The following is a 22117-nucleotide window of genomic DNA, read 5'->3' on the forward strand; positions in this document are numbered from 1 at the left end:
GGATGACGATGCTGAACCATCTGACCATCATCGACGCCACCGGCGAACTGGGTGCCTTGGCGGGCCATATGCTGGCGCAACTGGGTGCCGCCGTGACCCGGCTGGTGCCAGCGGGGGGGGGAAAGGCCGACCCTGTCTGGAACCGGGACAAGCGTTGCATGGCGCTGACCGATGCCGACCTGCCGGCGCTGCTGTCCAATGCCGACATCCTGCTGCGCAACGGGCCGCTGCCGGGCGTGGACATCACGGATTATCCGCGCCTGATCGATGTCCTGCTGACCCCGTTCGCCTGTAGCGACCGCCCGGCCACCGACCTGACCTTGATGGCAAGGTCTGGCCTGCTGCATATCGGCGGCGATCCGGACAAGGAGCCGCTGCGCCTTCCGGGGCAGCAGGCCTATGCGCTGGGCGCCATCCAGGCGGTGATCGGGGCGCTGACGGCGTTGCATGCCCGCAAGGATAAGGGCCAGGGCGTCACCGTCTCCGCCTATCAATCCGCCGTTCTGGCCAATTACCGGGAGCCGGTGATGTGGGATTGGGCGGGCAAGGTCGGCGGACGGCAGGGCAATTTGCTGGTGCGTGGCAAGTCCGGTGTCAATCAGGTCTGGAAGGTGGCCGATGGCTGGGTCACCTGGGCCCTGGTCGACAATCCCGGCATGATGCGCGCCATGGTCGCCCTGATGCAGGCCGACGATATGGCAGGCCCGCTGGCCGGGGTGGAGTGGGAGAATATCCTGGTCGCCGATTTGGCCCAGGAAACCCTGAAAGAGTGGGAGAAATTGGTAGGCGCGTTCTTCGCCACCAAGACCCGCGCCTTCCTGGCCGACCAATCCAACCGCCATGGCATGGGCCTGTCGGCCATCGATGAACCGGACGATGTGCTGAACAGCGCGCACCACGCGGCACGCAGCGCCTTCGTCCCCTTCGACGATCCCGTGTCGGGCCGCACCATCCGGGTGCCCGGCCCCCTGTTCCGCACCAACCGGGAGGACGCGCGATGAATGGTCCGCTTTCCGGCCTGACGGTCATCGATTTCTCCAAGTTCCTGCCCGGCCCTTACTGCACCTGGATGCTGGGCAATCTGGGCGCCGACATCATCCGCGTGGAAAACCCGCGCGAATTGGCGAAACAGGCGCAGGTCTTCGGCTGGGACAAGCTGGATGCGAACGCCCGCGCGGACTTGCGCGCCCGCGACATCTATGCCCGCAACAAGCGCAGCCTGGTCATTGATCCCGGTCACGTAGACGCCCAGCCGGTGATCGAGGCGCTGGTGGCGAAGGCCGATATATTGGTGGAGGATTACCGGCCCGGCGTGATGGAGATCATGGGCTATGGTGCCGCCGCCATGCTGGAACTGAACCCAAGGCTGATCTATACGTCAGTGACGCTGTGTGGACAGACGGGGCCGTACCGGGACAAGCCGGGGCATGATCCGGTGGCGCTGGCCATCGCCGGGGCTTTGTCCCGCATAGGCGAGGATGCCGCCCGGCCCAGCTTCCCCGGCGTGCCCGTCGCCGATCTGTTGAGCGGATCGAACGCCGTCATCGGCATCCTGTCCGCGATCATTGCGCGCGGTGTGACGGGTCGGGGTCAGCATGTCGATGTCGCCATGTCCGACGCCTCCCTGGCCCTGATCGCCAGCACGATTTCCCGCAATCCCGACCTGTCGAAGGTGCCGGGGCGCGGCAAGCGGCGGGCCGACAGCGGCATTTGGGAAACGGCGGACGGGCGTTTCATCACCACCACCGACATGGAACCCCGCTACTGGCAGCGTTTCTGCGTGGCGGTTGGTCGCCCCGATTTTGCTGCCCTGCAGATGGATGTCAGCCGGCGGGAAGAGATCGCGAACGCCCTGGCCGCCATCTTCCACAGCAAGACCCTGGCCGAATGGCTGGACATCCTGGCGGCGGCGGATACGCAGTTCGCACCCGTGCATAACCTGCCCGACGCCCTGTCCGATCCGCATAACCGGGTGCGCGGCATGGTGTTTGAGGTGCCGCTGCCCGGCGGCGGTACCGCCCCGCATATCGGCCTGCCCATCCGCCTGTCCGACACGCCCGCTGCCCCGCCGCGACCGGCGGCCCCGGCGGGTGGCGACAGTGACACCATCCTGGCCGGCATCGGCCTTTCCCAAACCGACATCCAGTCCCTGCGCGACAAGGGCGCCCTGTCCGCCCGTCAAGGATCACGAGCATGAGCACGACCGAGAACAACCAGCAGCGCCCCCTGGAAGGACTGCGCGTCCTGGATCTGACCCGCGCCCTGGCAGGACCCTACGCAACCTTGCTGCTGGCGGGTCTGGGGGCCGAGGTGATCAAGCTGGAGGACCCGGTCGGCGGCGATCTGGCACGCGACAACAGCCCCTATGTCGGGCGCGACGGTGTGGTGGTGGAACGTCGGCACGCGGATGACATCTCCATCTCCCACCTAACCCGCGCACGCGGCAAACATGGCATCAGCCTGAACCTGAAGCATCCGGACGCCAAGGCGGTGTTCGCCGATCTGGTGAAGGGCTGCGACATTGTCGTGGAGAATTTCACCAGCGGCACCGCCGACCGGCTGGGTGTGGGCTATGACGCCGCCAGGGAAGCCAATCCGCGCGTGATCTATTGCTCCCTCTCCGGCTTCGGGGCTAATGGGTCGGAGGGTGGCAAGGCCATGGATGTGATCATCCAGGCCCTGTCGGGCGCCATGTACACGTCGGGCGCGCCGGGGGAGCCGCCGGTGCGCATGGGCGTGCCCATGGCCGACATGCTGGCCCCCGTCTTTGCCGTGATCGGTATCCTGGCGGCATTGGAACAACGGCACCGCACCGGGGTGGGGCAGCATATCGACGTGTCGATGCTGGGGGCGCTCACCTCCTTCGTCGCCATCGAGAACTGGTCCGCGATGGCCGCCGCCGGCATGCCGTCGCGCACGGGCCTGACGGTACAGCGCCTGTCGCCCTTTGGCGTGTTCGAATGCGCCGATGGTTACATCGCGCTGGTGGCCGTGCATGACAAGCTGGCCGCCGGTCTGTTCCGCGCCATGGGACAGGTGGAATTGCTCCAGCACCCACAATTTGCCACCCGCGACGCCCGCGTGGCCAACGCCACCGAGTTGGAGGCGCGGATCAACGCCTGGTCAAAGCAATTGCCGGTGGTCGATGTGGTGGCAGCCCTGGAGGCACAGGGCGTGCCCGTGGCTCCCGTACGCCATCCCGAGGATGCGCTGGTCGATCCGCGCGTGATGGCCCGCAATGAGACCATGCCCATCGCCCATCCCAGCTACAGCTCCGACATCGACCTGCGCACGGCTGGCATTCCCATCCTGTTCTCCGGCGCGCGCACCGGGTTCGATCCCGTGCTGCCGGTGGCCATCGGGGAGCATAATGGCGATGTCTATGCCCGCCTGACGGGCTACAGCGCCGAACAGTTGGAAAGCCTGAAGCGGCAAGGGGTGATCTGATGGCCCGCCATCCCACCCTGGCCCCGCTGCTGACCGCCGCTGATGACTCCGCCGGAACGCTTGAAGCGCTTCGAGGTCAGGGATATCGCCCCCTGCGCCTGCTAGGCGTGGACGGCCCCCGCGCCTTGGTGCGGGCGGCGGGGCTGCTGCCCGTCCGGCTGGTGCCAACGACGGCACCGACGCCGATGATGGATGCGCTTATGGGCGGGGCCGGCCTGTCGGTGCGGGGCAAATCGTTGCTGGAACAGCTGGTGGGGAACGGGGCCAGACCTGATCCGGTCTTGATCACCAGTGCTGATAATGAACAGCCGCAGGTCTTCGCCGCCCTGCGCGAACTGGCGCGGGAGGCAGAGAACCGCCTGGGGCCTGTGCATTTCCTGGACCTGCTGCATGGCGGGGGGGAACAGGCCGCCCGATATAATGCCGTCCGTTTCACACGATTGCGGGAATGGCTGGCCGGTCTGGGCACGCCTGTGGGCGATGTGGCGCAGGCGGAGAAGGACGAGGCCCGGCTGCGGGTGCTGTTGGCGCAGGCCTTGGGTCTGCGCCGTACGGGACAGCTGACGGGTGCGGAGGCTGTACGGATCGTGGCCGCCGCCGCCATCCTGCCGCCAGAACAGGTGGAAGCGTTCCTGTCGGCACTGCTGGCCGATCCCCCGCCGCCGGTTGCCGCCGTCCGGACCCTGTTCCTGACCGGCAGCACACAGGAGGATTTCCGGCTTTATGATCGGTTGGAAGTGGCCAGTGCGATGGTGTTGGGCGAAGCGCAAGATTGGGGCCGCCCCTGGTGTGGTGGGTCCCCAGATCTTTCGCACCATATCGTATCCCCAAATTCCGCCCCTCCTCGTCATCCCGGCGAAAGCCGGGACCCAGGAGCCACAGGAACAAACCTAGACGCTGCGTCGATAGAAGCTGCTGCAAGGTCGGGCGCTCGGCCCCTGGGTCCCGGCTTTCGCCGGGATGACGGAGGGGAATTTAAAGCCGCCCCCATGGCCCGCCGCAGCCCCGATGATCCCAACGCCCTTATCGCCGCCGCGCGGGTTGCGGGTGCAACGGCCCTGCTGCACGCCATGCGCCCCGGTGACGAGGCGGCCCCCTGGGATGTGAAGCCATTGGGTGCCGCCTGCGCCGCTGCCGGCCTACCCTTCCTGGCCGTCACCTGGGATGGCGGCGGGGAAATGCCCGCTGCCCTGGCCGCATTCCTGGCCGATCCCATGGCCCGACCAAGGCCAGCACCCCCGGCGCCATCCCCGTCCCCTGCCCGCGTCAGCGGTGGACGCGCCGCCTTGAAGCCGCCGACACGCAGCCGCAAATCGCTGTCCGCCGTCGCCAGCTTCGGGCAGTTCCAGCGCGACTGGTTTGCGGGCCTGCGGGAACAGGTGGCGGCGGGTGCGCCGCTGGCGGTCGTCAATGCCAATGCGCCGCAGGAAATCCTGCGGGCCATGGACATTCCCTTTGTCGTGAACCAATGGTGGGCCTCCATCGTGGCAGCGAAACAGCAATCTGGCCGCTATTTCAGCCTGTTGCGCGACCGGGATTATCCAGCGGATGTGGAGGCCTACAGCGCGCAAGGGCTGGCCGCCGCATTCGACGATGATGCGGAAAACGCCCCCTGGGGTGGTCTGCCAAAGCCGAATTTCCTGGCCGCCGTCACCGGTACGGATGCCACTGCCCGCATTTTCCGCCATTGGGCGATGGAGACGGGGGCCGACCTATACCTCTATCAGCGCAGTTTCGACAGCCGCTGGCACATTCCCACCGATTGGTGGGAAGACCTTCCCGGTGATTGGGACCGGCATCTGGAGCCAGAACGTCTGGACCTGATGGAAGGGGAATTGCGTGCCCATGTGGCGCGGCTGGAAACGGCCACGGGCAAGCAGTTCGATCCCGACCGTTTTGCAGAAGTGATGGATCTGGTGAATGAACAGGAGGAATGGTACCGCCGTACCCGCGACCTGATCGCCGCCACACATCCTGCCCCGGTCAGCATCGTCGATACGATGCCCGCCACCATGGTGCCGCAATGGCATCGCGGCTCCATCTGGGCCCGCGATGCCGCGAAGGCACTGTATGAGGAAGTGGCCGCCCGTGCGGCGGCGGGGGACGCCGCCTGCCCCAATGAGCGTGTACGCCTGATGTGGGTCGGGCGTGGCCTGTGGAGCGACATGGCCTTTTACCAGCGCTGGGAGGAAAGCCATGGCGCGGTCTTCGTCTGCTCCATGTATCTGTCGCTGGCCGCCGATGGCTATATCCGCCATCACGACCGGGATCGTGATCCCATGCGGGCCCTGGCGGCCCGTTTCGTCACCATGGGTGATGAATTGCGCATGCCCACCTGGGCTGGGGCCTGGCATGTGCGCGATGCCCGTATCCATGGGGTCCACGGGGCGGTCGCCTTGACCGACGCCGATCCTTTTGTGCTGCGGGCGCTGGAGGAGGCGGGCATCCCCGTGCTGCGCCTGGACCTGGATAATTACAATCAGGAAAGTGCGGATGCAGCCGCCGTCGATAGGGCTGTGACCCGCTTCATTGAGGGGCTTCAGACCTAACCCACCTGTCATTGCAATTGCCGCAAGCCGTGATGTCAGGCAGAAGGGAACCATTCCTTCGGCGGATACGGGGTGGACTTGCGGTATGGATGATGCGAGGGCGCGCGCTTCACGGCTACAGGATATCGCCCGGCAAGCCGGCGTGTCGGTTTCCACCGTATCGCGGGCATTGAGCGGCAGCAGCGCCGTCAATGCCGAAACCCGCCGCCGTATCCGTGAACTGGCGGAGGCGGCGCAGTATGATGCGCCCCCTCGCCGCGCACGGCAGACGGCAGGCGGCGACCGGCCATCCGTGATGGTGGTGATGCCACCCGCCCATGCCGGCGGGCAATCGGTCGACCCGTTCAGCCTGGGTCTGGTCGGCGGGACCAGCCTTGCCATGCGCGAACGGGGGCTGGACCTGACCATCGGCCATGCCACCCCGGTTGATCAGCGCGGGCTGGCCGATCTGCTCGACAGCAGCCAGACCGACGGGATGATCTTCCTGGGTCAGAGCCAGTTGCACGAGGCGTTGAACCGCCTGTTCCGCGATGGCCGGCGCTTCGTGGTCTGGGGCGCGGTGGCACCGGATCAGGACTATTGCTCCGTCGGCAGTGACAATGTCCGGGGTGGATATCGCGCCGCCCACCATCTGGCCCGCCTGGGGCGCAAACGTATCGCCTTTCTGGGTGACACCCATACGATCGAACTTGCACAGCGTCATCAAGGCTATGTGAGCGCGTTGCAGGAGGCGGGTCTCACGCCGGACCCCAGCCTGCACCGGCGCTGCCGTCTGGTGCCCGATGCGGCGGTGGAGGCGGTGGATGATCTGTTGGACCAGGGCGTGGCATTCGATGCCATCGTGGCGGTCAGTGATCTGGTCGCCATCGGTGCCATTCGCGCACTGAACCGGCGCGGCCTGTCCGTACCGCACGATGTCGCCGTCGTCGGCTATGACGATATCGAAATTGCGGCCCATGCCCACCCGGCCCTGACCACGATCCGCCAGGATACCGCCAAGGCCGGGCGTTTGCTTGTGGCCAAACTGCTGCGCCTGCTGGCCGGGGATCAGGCTACGTCGGAACGGCTAAGCACCGATCTGATCGTCCGGGAATCCTGCGGCGCCTGATTTTTTGCAGATTATTTGTTGCAATTGCAGTGACCCTCATCCCACCTTCACGGGAAGGCCGAGCCGCCCAAGAACCATCATGACAGTTGGAGGAACCATGCCCCCGTCTCCGCGCCTGCTGCTGCTGGCTACCGCCGCCAGCCTGTCGATCCTGGCCCTGGATGCCGGACAGGCGGCCCATGCGGCGGAGACGCGGACCTTTCCGCCCTATGCGCTGGAGCCAGGGGCCAAGCCTGCACGGGTGACGGTGGAGGTCAAGGGACAGCCGGGCACGCGGCAGTTCCACCTGACCAGCAGCGCACCACAACGCGACAATACGCCCGGCACACGCGATATCACGGAGCGCGGTGCCTACACCTTGACCGGCAATCTGCTGTTTGACGCGCTTTTCGCGCAGTCGGTGGACGATGCCGCCCAGGCCAGTGTCAGTTCGATCAAGGATGGGGCCTATAATGGTGGGCAGCCCATCGCCTGCAACTGTTTCGAGACGGGCGAGAAGTGGAACTATGTCTGGACGCGGGATCTGTCCTACGCGCTGGACCTGGGGCTGGCGGGGCTGGACCCTGTTCGCGCGGTGGACAGTCTGTTGTTCAAGACAGGCAGTTTCCGGGCAGGCGTGACGGTGCCCGCCGAACTTCCCTCTGGGTCCACGCAGATCGTGCAGGATACAGGCTCGGGCGGTTCCTGGCCGATCAGCACAGACCGCACCACCTGGGCGCTGGGGGCGGAGGCGGCGCTGGCCAACCTGCAGGGCAGCGCCCGTGCCGATTTCGCACGCAAGGCCTATGACGCGCTGCGCGGCACCGTGGAGGCGGACCGGGTCGCCGCATTCGACACGGCCAACGGTCTTTACGGTGGTGAACACAGTTTCCTGGACTGGCGCGAACAGACCTATGCCCCGTGGGTCCGCGAACATCTGCCGGCGATGGCGCAATCCAAGGCCTTGTCCACCAACGTCCTGCAATATCGTGCCCTGCGTCTTACCGCCCGGCTGGCCCGTGAACTGGGCGATGGTGCGACGGCGGCCCGGTATGATGGCTGGGCGGATGCCCTGACCAAGGCCATTGATGCGAGTTTCTGGGACGCGCGGGCCGGGATGTACGCCACCTTTACCATGTCAGAGCCGACGCCGGCCCGGATTGAGAAATACGATCTGCTGGGCAATGCGCTGGCTGTCCTGTCGGGTGTGGCATCGCCGGAAAAGGCCAGGTCGATCTTCGACCGCTACCCCTTCGCCCCATTCGGCCCCTCAGTGGTATGGCCGCAGGCACCGGGGGAGTTTGTCTATCACAACCGTGCACAATGGCCGTTCGTCACGGCCTATGCCGTGCGGGCCGCCATCGCCGCTGGCCATGTGGCCGCGGTGGATCAGGGGCTTGCAGCACTGGAACGGGCCGCCGCCATGCACCTCTCCAACATGGAGAATCTGGAATGGCTGACAGGACGGGCACAGTTTGATGATGGGCCGGAGATTAATTCCCGCCGTCAGCTCTGGTCCGTCGGCGCCTATTACGGTGCCGTGGTTCAGGATGTCTTCGGCTGGCAGCCGGGTGCCGGCGGTGTGCGCATCGCACCCTATCTGACAACCGCGACCCGTGCCCAGTTCACCAAGCCCGAGGCGGTGCTGGGCGGCCTTTCCTTTGCCGGCAAGCCGGTGGAAATCGCGCTGATCCTGCCTGCCAAGGCGGCGGGTGGCGGTGTCTATCCCGTCGCGGGCATCACCCTGAACGGCACCGCCATGACCGGTCCCATCCATCCTGAACAATTGACGGCCAGCCGCAACCGGATCGAGGTCCGGTTCGGCACGGCGCAGATGTCGGACAGCCGGGTAACCATGGTCCCCGTAATTGACCCGGTCAGCCATGTGGAACCGCAGGCCTTCATGCCCTGGACCCCCGGTATTTCCGGCGCAAGGCGGACCATGGACAGTGTCGCCCTGGATTTCGGACCGACGAAGGACAAGACGCCGCTGCGGTACCGCGTGCTGCGTGATGGCGTGCTGGTTGCCGACGATGTTGCGGGGTCCGGCTGGACGGACAAGGCGCCGCCGCCTCCGGCGATGACCGCCTGCTATTCCATTGTGGCGGTGCATGTTTCGACCAACATCGCATCACAGCCATCGGCACCGGTCTGCTTGCGCGGGGAAGCGGCACAGACGATAGCGGTGGGTAAAATGGCCCGGCTGGGCCAGACGCTGGACCTTGGGCAGGTCGCTGTGGGGAGTGGCGGGCGGCACGCCCTGGCCACGACCTACGAGAACCGGACCTATGCCGTGAATACCGGTGTGACCAATGCCGTCAAACGGCTGGTTCTGGTGGATGAGACGGGCAAGCGGTACAGCGCCATTTTGCAGATGCCGCATATCGATCCGGAGGGGGATCGCTATTCGACACGCAGTTCCACCCGCGCCATCTTCGATCTGCCCGCCGGTCGTTACCGCGCCAGCATCGAGGATTTCTTCAATATGAGCGCGCTTTCCACCAATGCCAGCTATAGCGGACCCGGCGGCATGACAGGGCCGGTGAACGAGGCGCGCATTGAAACCTTGATGGTGGATCGGCTGCCCTGATCACGCCGGATTGATGCCCAGCATGGCCAGGAATTCCGCCTCCGTGGCCATGCGCAGGCGGCCATAACGCTGTTGCCGGGCATGGGCGGCGGTCAGTTTGGTCTGTCCGGGTGACAGGCCAACAATCAGCCAGTCCGTGTCCTGTGTGACATAGGTCTGGAACCGTCCACCGGCCAATTTGATGGCACGGGCGGCATCGGTCCTGGAACAGGCTGCCAGGGTGCCGGTCACCACGAAGCCTTGCCCATCCACCCGGCGGGTGGGCGTGGCCAACCCCGGTCGGGACGATGCGGATGGCGGACGGGCGGCACGGGGCCTGTCCTGTCCGACCCCCAGCTTTTCCGCCGCTTCGGCTACAGAACCGGCGCCGACCATCATGGCGACATGCTGGCCGATGGCAGCGCAGGCGGCGGCGTCGCTGCCCGCTTCATGGTGATCCAGCGGAATGCCCAGATGGTGGGCCACGATGTTCAGCTTGTGGCTGCGCAGATCGGGGAAGGCGGCACGGGCCAGTTCGACAGTGCAGATGAAGCGAATGGCGGGCACCGGCAGTCCGGCGGCGGTCAGGCAGGCCGTAAGGACACCGGAATCGAAACTGGCATTGTGCGCCAGCAGCACAGCCCCTTCCAGCCGGCGTGACAGATCCGGCCAGATGCCGGCAAGGGTCGGCGCGTGGGCCACATCGGCGGCCCGAATACCATGCACCGCAACACAGAATGGGGAAAATTCGGCGGGTTCCGGGCGGATCAGGCGGCGGAAGATCGATGCCTCGGGTCGAAACACCTCCGCCACACCAACGGCACAGGCACTGTCGCGGCGGGCATTGGCGGTTTCGAAATCAATGGCAAGTTCGATCAAGGCGAGGCTCCGGTTCGATTGCGCTGGTATAGCTCAATCCTTGCGCGCCTTGAACGCCGCCATATCGGCTGCAACCACGCCGGATGGCCCCCCTCCTGTCGGCACCGTCCTGGGCGGTGGCATCAGGATCAGGTTCATGGGCATGGCATAGCCGCCATAAATCGATGGGTTGGCACCATCCAATGTCAGGCGCGGACCATCAGCGGCAAAAATAATACCCAGCGACCGGAAGCGATAGTCGGACAGGGCACGGCCAACCAACGCCAAACTGTCATTGCGGACAGGGTCCAGCCATGAAGGCAGCGGGCCAGCCGGCACGGACAGTCTTCCAGGCCCGGCCGCCTGCAGGCCGCCGGCACCGGCATGGGCACCGGCAGCATCAATCCGGATCGGCACCGAACCGATCACAGTGCCTTCGGCCTGGACATCCACAACTCCCAGGGCTGCCAACGCATCGGCAACGGGCGTGGCGGGGATATCCAGACGCAGGTCCAGATGATCATTGCCAAGGCGGAACGTACTTTGCGGCAGGGTGATGTTCTGCCCGGCCCATCTGAACGGTTCCGGTGCCAGACGCAGAACCCCGTCTGCCGGCAGTGACAGGCCAAGGCCACCGCCGGTCAGGGCAATGCCGGGATCGAAAAGACCGATGGCCACGGTCTGCTGTGGCATGGACAGCGGCGACAGCTGATCGAAACGCAACACACCGTTGATCCCGGCCAGATGCAGGCCGGGGAGGCGCAACCCCGCCTCTTCCAGGAGGATATCGGCGGTGCCGTCCGCCTTCTCGCTGTTCCAGGCCGCCGTCAGCCGGGCCGCGATGTTGCCGGTCAGGGCGTGCGGCAGCGGCGCACCGGGGAATAATTCTGCGGCATCCCCTTCCCCCAGCCTGATCGGGGCCAATTTAGCCAGTGCCCGGCCACCGGCCCCGTTCAACTCCACGGCACCCGTCAGGCTGGCCCCGCCATTCCCGGTCACCATGTTCCATTCCAGGCGCAGATCTTCCGCCGGGTCGCCTCGCAACCTAGCCGCCAGCGTGGCCGGTGCCAGCCAGGGCAGGCGCAGATTTGCTGCACGGACATCAAGGTCCAGCGGCCATGCAAGCCGCCCGGTCAGCAGCAATCCCTTCGCCGACAGGCCGAGTGTCGGGATGGTCAGGCTGCCGGGCGGTTGATCAGCGGCGGGGGACAGCCACCATTCCCCATCAATGCGCCGTGCGGTGCCGGACAACGACACGGCATTGTCGCGCGGTCCCTGCCCGATGCCCAAGCTGCGGGCCCCAATGCTCACCGCAATATCGGGCCAGTCGCGGGGCGGCAGGTCCATTGAAACATTGCGGGCTGAAAGGGCCAGGGTGACCGGACCACCGGTCAGGCCGGGATCGGGACGGCCCAGATGGGCGGCGAAGCCGGGCACATCATCCACCCGCAGGGTCGCGGCCAGACGCTGCCCGCCGGTTTCATCGGGGTCCAGAAGGGCATCCAGGCGCGCAATGCCCTGCCATTCCAGCAAGGCCTGCCCCTGCCCCGCCTTCCAGCGTAGCACCATGTCTGGCAAACCCTGTGGCAGCGCCTTGGCGTTGACATCCAGTTCGCCTGTCCAGCCACCATTGGCCAGACGCCGGATGCTGCCCTGTCCCCCCAGACGTGGCCCACCGGGAATAGGTGTCAAACTGAAGCCGGCAGCCGACAGGCCATCCCTGCGCCAATCGGCGGTGATGCGGGCTGGAACGCCCGTTGATCCGACCGTCAGTGTCCCCTGCCCCTCCGCGTGCCATCCACCCTCAACCGAATTGATGGCGGCATCCATTAGCAGGGGAACGGAGCCCAAGCCACCGGGTAGTGCCAGGGTCAGGCGGGCCTGGGTGATCTGCACCGGGGCGTTTACATCGGGAAGATCAGACATGGAAGCGGTGAGCGGGCGCGACAGCCGAAGCCCCCGCACCTCCAGCCCCGTGAACCGCCCAGACCAAAGACTGGCAGGTGTATAGCGCGCGATGAACCGGTCCGCGCCATCCTCATGCCCGAGGGAGAAGGCGCCGGTGGCTTGTGTCAGGCCGAAATCATCGATGGCCAGTTCGGCCTGTAGGAAACCCAGGGCACGCAATTGCGATGTCCAGCGTGCGGCCAGCAGGCCGGGCAAAGACAACCAGAAGGCCAGCAGCCCCAGCGCCAGCAGGCCACCGGCCAGCAGAACCTTCTCCTTCCGCTTCAATGCGCGCAATCCGTCGCCCCCATCCGGCAAATTCCGCCGCCTTCGCGGCATCCGGTCTCTTTCCATGCAAAGATGCGACCGCTATCGTGGCGGGCGCAACGGTTGAGAGATGATGCCGCCCATGCTGTCCCGCCTTCTGGTCCTGCTCTGCCTGCTGCTGGCCGTTCCGCTGTCATATGCGGCGCGCCCGCCGGCCAATCCCGACGATACGCTGATCATGGAGTTGAAGACCGGTATGGTCATCATCCAGATGCGGCCCGATCTGGCGCCCATCCATGTGGCCCGTATCAAGCAACTGGTGCGGCGCGGATTCTATGATGGCGTCCCTTTCCATCGTGTCGTTGCCGGGTCGCTGGCCCAGACGGGTGATCGCAGCGGTACAGGCCGGGGCGGCACGGGCCGCTGGCTGGAACTGGAACCCAGCAAGGAACCGCATGTGCGCGGGGTGGTGTCTATGGCGCGCGGCATGAACCGGAATAGTGGCGACAGCCAGTTCTTCATCCTGACCCACGCACAGGACCCCTCGCTCGATGGCAACTACACCCTCTGGGGCCATGTCATCAAAGGCATGGATCTGATCGACAAGCTGAAGGCCGGCGACAAGAAGAAGGAAGGGTGGGTGAAGGACCCGGACCGTATCATCAGCATGCGCATCCAATCCGATCCACCGCGCCCACCAAAGGCCGTACCGCCGACCACGCCTCCGGCCCCGCCGAAATAGCGGGTGGGCCATCCCGTGGGCCTAGTTCCCATCGGCGTCACATGCCGCTATGGTGCCCGCCGACATGCAACCGAGAACCGGGGCAACCGGTTGGCAAGGATGACTGACGATGACTGACATGGATCTGGAAAACACCCTCTATCTCGACCTGGCCTCAGGCCGCGTCACCATTCAGCTGCGCCCCGACTTGGCGCCCAAGCATGGGGCGCGCATCAAGGAACTGGCGCGTGAAGGCTTTTATGACGGCCTGACCTTCCATCGCGTGATCGAGGGCTTCATGGCCCAGGGCGGCTGCCCCGATGGCAATGGCATGGGTGGTTCCGGGCAGAACCTGCCGCAGGAATTCTCGCGCGAGCCACATGTACGCGGCACCTGCTCCATGGCCCGCGCGTCCAATCCCAACAGCGCCGACAGCCAGTTCTTCATCTGCTTCGCCGATTCCCGCTTCCTGGACGGTCAGTACACCATCTGGGGCAAGGTTGTGGACGGCATGGAGAATGTCGACAAGATCAAGCGCGGCGCCGGCCGGAATGGCGAGGTTCGCGATCCCGACCAGATCGTGAAGTTGAGCGTCGCTGCCGATGTCGAAGCCACCTGAGGCCTCGACCATCATCTGAAGTCTGGAGCGCCGTCCCGAACCCTCGGGACGGCGTTTCTGTTTGGGGGTGCTTTCAGGTCGAGGGGAAATGGACCTGTGCAGCCGTACGGATATCGGACCAGTATGCAAAAGGTCCGTATCATGGTCACGCGCAGGAGCCCACCCGATGGCATGCCCGACAATCGCCGCAGCCCGCCTCTCTTTGATAGCCCTGTCGGCGGCGATGGCCCTGCCCGCGATGGCGGCCGAGAAATCCTGGAGCCTTTCTGGAAGCACGCTGGCGATTTCGACACCCTGCGCCAAGCAGGTGGAAATCTTGCCGGCGTCGCGCAGCGATGAGATCAGCGTCAGTGCCGTTGCCGAGCATCCCGAGGAAATCGACGCCCTGTCCGTCTCCAACGGCGGCAATGGTATAACGGTCACCAAGCAGGGCAATCGCTGCCCCTTATCACAATCGCGGAAGAGGGAAACCCTGCGCCTGACCATCACGCTGCCGTCGGGCAGCGACCTGTCGGTGCGCGAAGGCGGAAGTGGAGAATATCGGGTAACTGTCCCCGTTGACCGGCTGGACTTGCGGCTGTCAGGGTCCGGCGGCCTGTCGGCAGAACAGGTCGCGGGCCGGCTTGATGCCTCACTCTCCGGTTCTGGCGGTGGGCAGGTCGCGCGGATGGAAGGCGGGGATGCCATTATCAGGGCGTCGGGCAGCGGCGGGATGCTGGTCGGGGGCCTTATCGGCAACCTGCAGGTTGATCTGTCCGGCTCCGGTGGGGTGGAGGTAGGCGCGGCAGGTGCTGCAATCCTGGAAACCAGCGGTTCCGGCGGCATTCGTGCGCAAAGCGTCAACGGTCCGCTATCCTTTGAGGCCACAGGGTCGGGCGGCCTGAAATTGGGAATGATCAGTGCGGACAATGTGAAGATACGCACCTCCGGCGATGGAGGTGTCAGCATCCGGGATGGCCGCGTGGGCAGCCTGCAGGTTTCCGCCACCGGCAGCGCTGATGCCCGGCTGGACATCGTTGCAGATCGGGCTGAACTGTCCACCAGCGGCAGCGGCGATATCCAGGTTCGGCAGGTCACCGGAAATGTCAGCCAGCGCCACTCCGGCAGCGGAAAAGTCCGTGTCGGCGGCTGATCGGTAAGACAGTGGATGGGTGGGCGTTGCCCCCCGAAACGGCGATTGACAGCGCTATTCAAGATTAATAATATGTTATTTACCTGTAAAACGGGGTGGGCGGCTTCGGTCGCCCTTATGTGGGTGCCAATAATAAAATCAAATTAAAAAAAGAACGTGACGGGGAGGTAGATGATATGAGCGGTCAGCGAACGCGACACCCGGCGGCTCCGCCTGGGCGACTTCGACCTAGATAAAAATTTCAGATCAGGCCCTTTCCTGCATGGTGTTTGACGCCCTGCATCGGGTTCGCCTGCTGAAGAATCACGCCTGCTTACAACCGGGGCACCCGCCGCCACCGTTTGGAACGCCGCGTCTGGCCCCCGCCGGATAGGCCCTTCCGTACCTGACGGCCAAGACCCCGCGACAAACCGCCCCCGCCTGACCGCGGGAGGGGAACGGTGGCTCTGTGCCGCCTCTCCCCCTCCCCGCTGACGGACAGGGGCTGGGGATCGACAACCAGGAAAGGCCCTTCGGGTAATCCAATGACATCCACAAAGATCAAGTTATTCGCGCTGCTTTCCGCCTCCGGTCTGGCGTTGGCCGCCGGCGCGGCGCAGGCCCAGACGGCGCCCAAGGATGAGGCTGCCTCGCTGGAGGAGATCATTGTTGTTGGTCAGCGCAAGGCCATCAACAATGCACAGGAAACCAAGCGCAACGCAGAGGAGATCGTGGACTCGATCTCCGCCGTCGATATCGGCGCCCTGCCCGACCGGTCGGTGACAGAGGCGCTGCAGCGCGTGCCCGGCGTTTCGATCGGTCGCACCAATGAGGTGCGCGACATCGACCGTCTGAATGTCGAAGGTTCCGGCGTGCAGATCCGCGGCCTGACCTGGGTTCGGTCGGAAATCAATGGCCGCGACAGCTTTGGCGCCAAGAATGGCCGGGCTCTTGGCTGGGAAGATGTGACACCCGAACTGGCCGCCGGGGTGGATGTCCACAAGAACCCGTCCGCCGACATCGTGGAGGGCGGCCTGGGAGGTACCGTCAACCTGCGCACCTGGATGCCGTTCGACGGGGCAGGCGAAAAGATCGCTGCCTCGCTGGATGCCACGCGCGGGGACCTGCGCAAGGAATGGACGCCCTCCGCATCGGGCCTTTACTCGAACCGTTTCGATACCGGCATCGGCGAGATCGGCTTTCTGGTGGATATTGCGCATTCAGAGCTGAAAAGCCGTCTGAACGCCATTGAGGTCGACCCCTATAATGTGCATTCGGCAACCACCAAGTCGTCCTACGACGGTGGCGCCACGCTGAACTTCAACGGCAATAACCGCATCACGGGCCAGCCGCAGGACGTGGTGATGGTGCCGACGGGTGCGCAATGGCGCCTGCAGGATCGCGACAAGACCCGCGACGGCGTCTATAGCGCCATTCAGTGGAAGCCCAGCGAAAGCACGGAAATCTATTCGACCTTCTTATTGTCGAAGTCGAAGCTGATCAACCAGGACCATTTCGCCCAGACCTCGGCTTGTTGTTCGGCGACCAACAACCAGAATTTCATGAACGCCCCCGCGACAGGGACCAGTTTCACCTATGATGAGAATGGCAATTTCCTGACCGGCAGCATTGTTGATGGCGGTGGCGGCGGCAACGGCGTTGCCAACAGCTTCCTGATGAACCTGGGAACCCGCTATGGCGAGGACAAGGCGCAGACCTGGGACAGCTCGTCCGGCGTGAAATGGCAAGGCGACCGCTGGTCGGTGAAGGCCGATTTCCAGCGGATCGAGGCCAAGCGCGACGTCTATGACATGACCGTTTACAATACGGTCACCATGCCGGGCGGCATCGGTCTGGACCTGCGCGGCAGCGTGCCGAAGATCACCGCCAGCGACCTGACCAAGTCCACAAGCGCCTTCAACCTGTATGCCGCGATGGATCATAATGAAATCGACCGCGCCAACCAGAATACAGGCAAGCTGGACATCGCCTATGATGTCGATGGCGACTTCCTGAAGTCGCTGAAATTCGGTGGCCGCGTCACCGACCGTCATTCGGTACAGAAGGATGGCGGCTATAACTGGGCCTTGATCACCGCGCCCTGGGCCTTCTCACAGACGGCGTCGGTGGACAAGTTCCCGCAGTATCAGGAAACGGTCAGCTTCGATAATTTCTTCCGCGGCAGCAGCACGCCGCCCAGCCTGTGGATGCCGTCCATGGAACTGGCGAAGAACAAGGGCAAACTGTTCGATCATATCCAGGCCCTGCTCTACACGCCCAACCTGGGCAAGGGTCTGGCGGCCCCGACCTCCAACGATTACGGCTATTACTGCTCCACCTGCGGCAACGGGACCATCCCGTCCTGGGCCGCCAATGCTGACAAGTTCAGCCCCTTCCCCAATGGCAGCCTTGCCTCCTACCTGCCGATCTGGGCCGGTGCGCCGGTGGACGCCAACAACAAGCTGCTGGACCCGTCACGACCGGTCGGCTCCAACATCAATTTCTGGGTGCCGTTCAACGGCAACTATGAATACGCCCCCACCTCCACCTCCGGTATCGGCACCAACGATCAGACGGAACGCACCCAGGCCGCCTATGCCACGGCACGCTTCGGTTCCGACACGCTGTTCGGGTCTGATCTGGAATGGGACGGCAATGCCGGCCTGCGTATCGTACGCACGGAGAGTGTTTCCAAGGGCTTCGCCCATTTCCCGTCACTGTCGATCACCGGTGATCAGTCCGCCTATTCCCAGGCGGCGCGCGATGCGGTGCGGTTCGCCAACGGCGCCAATACCAAGACGCGGTACAAGAGCGACTATACCAACGTCCTGCCCAGCCTGAACCTGCGGTTCAGGCCGGATGATGACAAGGTGGTCCGTTTCGCGGCCGCCACGTCCATCGTGCGGCCGGACTTCTACCAGTTGCAGCCATCCTTCACGATGAACGGCACCTATCAGCAGCGTCGCGCGACGGTGGCTGATAATGTCTTCAACACCTCTGCGGGCCGTGCCTATACCCAAGCGGAACTTGACGCGCAGACCGCCGGCGGCAATCCCGTCATGTACAATTCCGGTGTGGCCTTCAATTACTTCTCCGGCAATCCCGACCTGAAGCCGATGCGGGCACATTCCTTCGACATGTCGTTCGAATGGTATGTGAAGCCGGGCTCGATGTTCTCCCTGGGTATTTTCGACAAGGAAGTGCGCAATTACATCCAGGGTGAACAAACGGCGCTGCAGCTGACCAATAATGGTGTGACGCAGACTGTCGTGGGTACCATCCCGCAGAATTTCGGCAAGGGCCGCATCTACGGCCTCGAAGGTCAGGCAACCTATTTCTATGACGAATTGCCGAGCTTCCTATCCGGCCTGGGTACGGACTTCAACTTCACCATCCTGCGCAGCGAAGGTACGCGCAACACCACCTCCAACGTCTTTGACGGCGTGCAGATCGGGGCGTCCAAGCTGGAGCTGCCGCTGGAGCAATTGTCCAAATACTCGTTCAACGCGGCGCTGCTTTATGTGAAGTACGGCTTCGATGTCCGCTTCGCCTATAACTGGCGTTCGCGCTACCTGATGTCGGCCTCGGCCTCCAATGTCCAGGCTCCGGCCTATATGGAGGATTACGGGCAGATGGACGCGTCGGTGGTCTATTCCATCACCGACAATCTGAAGGTCGGGGTGCAGGCCGCCAACCTGTTGAATACCAAGAACATCATCTCCGTCGACCAGCGCGACAACTGGTACTACGGTACCCAGGGGATGATGAGCAAGGACCTCATCTTCAAGCATAATTACACGGTCGCCGACCGCCGCTTCACCTTCGTGCTGCGCGCGGCCTACTGACCGGACGTGTTCCCCGGCGGGTGGATGTGCCCATCCGCCGGGTCTGTTTCAGGGGAGATGATCTTGGCAGCACCCATCCGGCATATCGTCATCGTCGGCGGCGGCACCGCCGGCTGGATGGCTGCGGCACTCTTGTCCAATGTTCTGCCGCGTGACCGGTTGCGTCTCACCCTTGTCGAAAGTCCGGATATCGGGACGGTCGGCGTGGGTGAAGCCACGATCCCCCCCATCCAGTTCTTCAACCGCGCCGTCGGTATTGACGAGGCGGAATTCATGCGGGCAACCGAAGGCACCTTCAAACTGGGGATTGCGTTCCAGGATTGGGTGCGACCAGGTCATCGCTACATGCATCCGTTCGGACAGCCGGGACAGGCGATCAAGGGCGTCTCCTTTCACGCCTGGTGGTTGCGTCTGCGTGCCGCCGGTTACACGGTGCCCTTGTCCGATTTCTGGCTGGCGGAGAAGCTGGCCGATGAAGGGCGCTTTGATACCCCGTCACCGGATGCAAGGTCGCCGAAATCAACGCTGGCCTATGCCTATCACTTTGATGCCGGGCTTTATGCCGCCTATCTGCGCACCATTGCTGAACCGCGCGGCGTGACGCGGGTGGAGGCAACGGTCGCGGATGTGGCACTTGACCCCACCGACGGCACCGTCAGCCACCTGATCTTGGCCGATGGGCGACGGATCGACGGGGATTATTTTATCGATTGCACGGGCTTTCGCGCCCTTCTTATCGGGCAGGCGCTGGGCCGGCCTTATGAGGATTGGTCGCATTGGCTGCCCGCCAACCGGGCCGTGGCGGTGCCATCCGCCCGTACCCGCGATCCCGTCCCCTTCACCACGGCCACGGCCCGGTCGGCGGGCTGGCAATGGCGTATCAATCTGCGCCACCGCACCGGCAACGGCTATGTCTATGTCGCAGACCATATCGATGATGATCAGGCGGCAGCGACGCTGCTGGCCAATCTGGATGGGCAGGCGCTGGCCGATCCGCGTTTCCTGCGCTTCACCACGGGCCGTCGGACACAGTCGCGTTATAAGAACGTCCTGGCCGTGGGCCTGTCGTCGGGCTTCCTGGAGCCGCTGGAAAGCACATCGATCCATTTCATTCAGCATGCGCTGATCAAGTTCGCGGCGACGTTCCCCCTGTCCAAGGATGATCCCCTGTCGGCCAATCTCTATAACCGCATGATCGGGGAGGAGTTGGAGCAGGTTCGCGATTTCCTGATCCTGCATTACCACGCCAATCAGCGGGTCGGGGACCCGTTCTGGGACAGGATGCGCCATATGGACGTGTCGGACAGTCTGGCCGAGAAGATGGCACTGTTCCGCGCACGCGGCTGCGCCATCTTCCCCAACCAGACCCTGTTTCAGGAACCGAACTGGCTGGCCGTCCTGCTGGGGCAGGAGGTGGAGCCGGCGTCTTACGACCCGCTGGCCGATGCGGGGGACCTGTACGATATCCGGCAGGGATTTGACGCGACACGACAGATCATCGCGCAGACGGCCAGGGCGGCCCCGCGACATATGGACTATCTGTCCCGCCTGATCGCCGGCACCGCCCACCGGGGAGCGGCATGAAAAACTTGCGCCGTATCCTGATCGTCGGTGGCGGGACAGCCGGCTGGATGGCTGCCTGCGCCCTGAACCAGGCCGTCAAGCGGCTGGGCACGGTCGTCGAACTTGTGGAAAGCGAGGAGATCGGCACTGTCGGGGTGGGCGAGGCCACCGTGCCCACCATCCGCGACTTCAACCGTTCCATCGGCCTGGACGAGGTCGCCTTCATGAAGGCGACACAGGGCAGTTTCAAACTGGGCATCGCCTTCCAGGATTGGCGCGCCAAGGGCACCAGCTTCTTCCATGGATTTGGGGATTACATCGTCAATGCCGGCCCCTACTCTACCTTGAACCATTGGCTGGTGGCCCGCCATCTGGCGGGGCAGGACGCGGTCGGTCCCTTTGATGATTATCACATGGCGGCGGTGATGGCTGCCGCTGGGCGTTTCGCAGCACCGGAGAACGACCCCCGCTCCCCCTATGCCTATTTCAGCTATGCCTTCCATTTCGATGCCAGTCTTTATGCACGAATGCTGCGTACCAAGGCGGAGGCGGAAGGGGTGGTCCGGCATGAAGGACGGATCACGCGGGTGGACCGGCACGCCGAGACCGGCTTCATCACCCAGGTCCATCTGGCCGATGGCCGCGTGCTGGCCGCCGACCTGTTTATCGACTGTTCGGGCTTCGTGTCCCTGCTGGCCGATAAGACCCTGGCCGAACCCTGGGTCGATTACAGCCATTGGCTGCCGGTTGATCGGGCCTGGGCGGTTCCCTGCGCCGGCAATGGCCCTCCCGCCCCCTTCACTCGCGCCACGGCGCTGGAGGCCGGATGGCAATGGCGCATCCCGTTGCAGCACCGAACCGGCAATGGCTATGTCTTCTCCAGCGCGCATGTGACGGAGGACGCGGCGCGGGAACGGCTGCTGGCCGGACTGGATGGTATGGTTCTGGCCGAACCACGCCTGCTGCGTTTCAGGACAGGGCGGCGGCAGCGCTTCTGGATCGGCAATTGCGTTGCCATCGGCCTTTCATCCGGCTTTGTGGAGCCGCTGGAAAGCACCTCCATCTCCCTGATCCAGGGCGGGATCACGCGGCTGGTCAACCTGTTGCCAGATCTGGATTTCAATCCGGGGCTGGCGGCGGAATATAACCGTATCCAGGCGCTGGAATTCGACCGTATCCGCGACTTCATCATCCTGCACTATGCGCTGAATGGCCGTGAAGATAGTGAATTCTGGCGTGAACGGCGCCGCACCCCCCTGCCCGATACCCTGGCGGAGAAGATCGAAACCTTCCGTGCCACCGGGCAGGTGGTTCTGCTGAACGAGGAAACCTTCGTCACGCCCAGTTGGCAGGCGCTTTTCATCGGCCTGGGCCTGATCCCGCAGCGTCTGGACTCGCTGATGGCGGCGCAGGATCGCGGGGAAGTGCTCGAAACACTGCACCTGCGCCGGCAAAGCCTGGCCCAGGCGGCAGCCCGCCTGCCCAGTCATGGTGATTTCATCAACCGCTTCTGCAAGGCCGATCCGGCCTGACC

14 protein-coding genes are annotated in these 22117 nt (G+C 64.4%); 12 read left to right on the top strand and 2 right to left on the bottom strand.

Translation table 11 applies throughout. From position 1 onward, the window contains the following. The first annotated feature begins 8 nt into the window (after positions 1 to 8). The 6 genes from ACODSP_RS06575 to ACODSP_RS06600 all read left to right on the top strand — a co-directional run bounded on the left by ACODSP_RS06575 (position 9) and on the right by ACODSP_RS06600 (position 9673). Positions 9 to 1001: a CoA transferase gene (locus tag ACODSP_RS06575; protein ID WP_488964822.1), complete on the top strand. Its 993-nt coding sequence runs from the start codon at positions 9 to 11 to the stop codon at positions 999 to 1001. Then, entirely contained in the window at positions 998 to 2197 is a 1200-nt protein-coding gene (locus ACODSP_RS06580; RefSeq protein WP_488964823.1) for a CaiB/BaiF CoA transferase family protein, read from the top strand. The genes ACODSP_RS06575 and ACODSP_RS06580 overlap by 4 nt, the downstream gene beginning before the upstream one ends. Beyond that, on the top strand, positions 2194 to 3447 hold the full coding sequence (locus ACODSP_RS06585; protein ID WP_488964824.1) for a CaiB/BaiF CoA transferase family protein: 1254 nt from the start codon (positions 2194 to 2196) through the stop codon (positions 3445 to 3447). Before ACODSP_RS06580 ends, ACODSP_RS06585 begins: the two co-directional genes overlap by 4 nt. Next, complete coding sequence (locus ACODSP_RS06590) at positions 3447 to 5996, top strand: 2-hydroxyacyl-CoA dehydratase (protein WP_488964825.1); 2550 nt, start codon at positions 3447 to 3449, stop codon at positions 5994 to 5996. The genes ACODSP_RS06585 and ACODSP_RS06590 overlap by 1 nt, the downstream gene beginning before the upstream one ends. Before the next feature lie 85 nt (positions 5997 to 6081). Continuing rightward, the gene (locus ACODSP_RS06595; protein WP_488964826.1) at positions 6082 to 7104 is read left to right on the top strand and encodes a substrate-binding domain-containing protein; all 1023 of its coding nucleotides are present in this window, start codon (positions 6082 to 6084) and stop codon (positions 7102 to 7104) included. Between the two features lie 97 nt (positions 7105 to 7201). Continuing rightward, on the top strand, positions 7202 to 9673 hold the full coding sequence (locus tag ACODSP_RS06600) for an MGH1-like glycoside hydrolase domain-containing protein (protein ID WP_488964827.1): 2472 nt from the start codon (positions 7202 to 7204) through the stop codon (positions 9671 to 9673). Here the strand turns inward: ACODSP_RS06600 and ACODSP_RS06605 are convergent, their stop codons facing one another. After that, the gene (locus ACODSP_RS06605) at positions 9674 to 10531 is read right to left on the bottom strand and encodes an exonuclease domain-containing protein (protein ID WP_488964828.1); all 858 of its coding nucleotides are present in this window, start codon (positions 10529 to 10531) and stop codon (positions 9674 to 9676) included. Positions 10532 to 10564: 33 nt separating this feature from the next. Then, positions 10565 to 12745: an intermembrane phospholipid transport protein YdbH family protein gene (locus ACODSP_RS06610; RefSeq protein WP_488964829.1), complete on the bottom strand. Its 2181-nt coding sequence runs from the start codon at positions 12743 to 12745 to the stop codon at positions 10565 to 10567. 121 nt (positions 12746 to 12866) lie between these two features. Here ACODSP_RS06610 and ACODSP_RS06615 point away from each other — a divergent pair, with 121 nt between their 5' ends. From ACODSP_RS06615 to ACODSP_RS06640, 6 genes are all read left to right on the top strand, one after another. Further along, positions 12867 to 13466, top strand: a complete 600-nt coding sequence (locus ACODSP_RS06615) for a peptidylprolyl isomerase (protein ID WP_488964830.1) — start codon at positions 12867 to 12869, stop codon at positions 13464 to 13466. A 118-nt stretch (positions 13467 to 13584) separates the two neighbouring features. Continuing rightward, complete coding sequence (locus ACODSP_RS06620) at positions 13585 to 14064, top strand: peptidylprolyl isomerase (protein ID WP_488964939.1); 480 nt, start codon at positions 13585 to 13587, stop codon at positions 14062 to 14064. Positions 14065 to 14230: 166 nt separating this feature from the next. Then, positions 14231 to 15196 carry a GIN domain-containing protein gene (locus tag ACODSP_RS06625; RefSeq protein ID WP_488964831.1) on the top strand — a complete coding sequence of 322 codons (966 nt, stop codon included), beginning with the start codon at positions 14231 to 14233 and terminating at the stop codon, positions 15194 to 15196. A 524-nt stretch (positions 15197 to 15720) separates the two neighbouring features. Next, positions 15721 to 19020, top strand: a complete 3300-nt coding sequence (locus tag ACODSP_RS06630) for a TonB-dependent receptor (RefSeq protein WP_488964832.1) — start codon at positions 15721 to 15723, stop codon at positions 19018 to 19020. A 57-nt stretch (positions 19021 to 19077) separates the two neighbouring features. After that, a complete protein-coding gene (locus tag ACODSP_RS06635) occupies positions 19078 to 20604 on the top strand; it encodes a tryptophan halogenase family protein (protein ID WP_488964833.1) in 1527 nt (508 codons plus the stop codon). After that, positions 20601 to 22115, top strand: a complete 1515-nt coding sequence (locus ACODSP_RS06640) for a tryptophan halogenase family protein (protein ID WP_488964834.1) — start codon at positions 20601 to 20603, stop codon at positions 22113 to 22115. The genes ACODSP_RS06635 and ACODSP_RS06640 overlap by 4 nt, the downstream gene beginning before the upstream one ends. Positions 22116 to 22117: the final 2 nt, after the last annotated feature.

This window comes from Niveispirillum sp. FG156 (assembly GCF_057809555.1).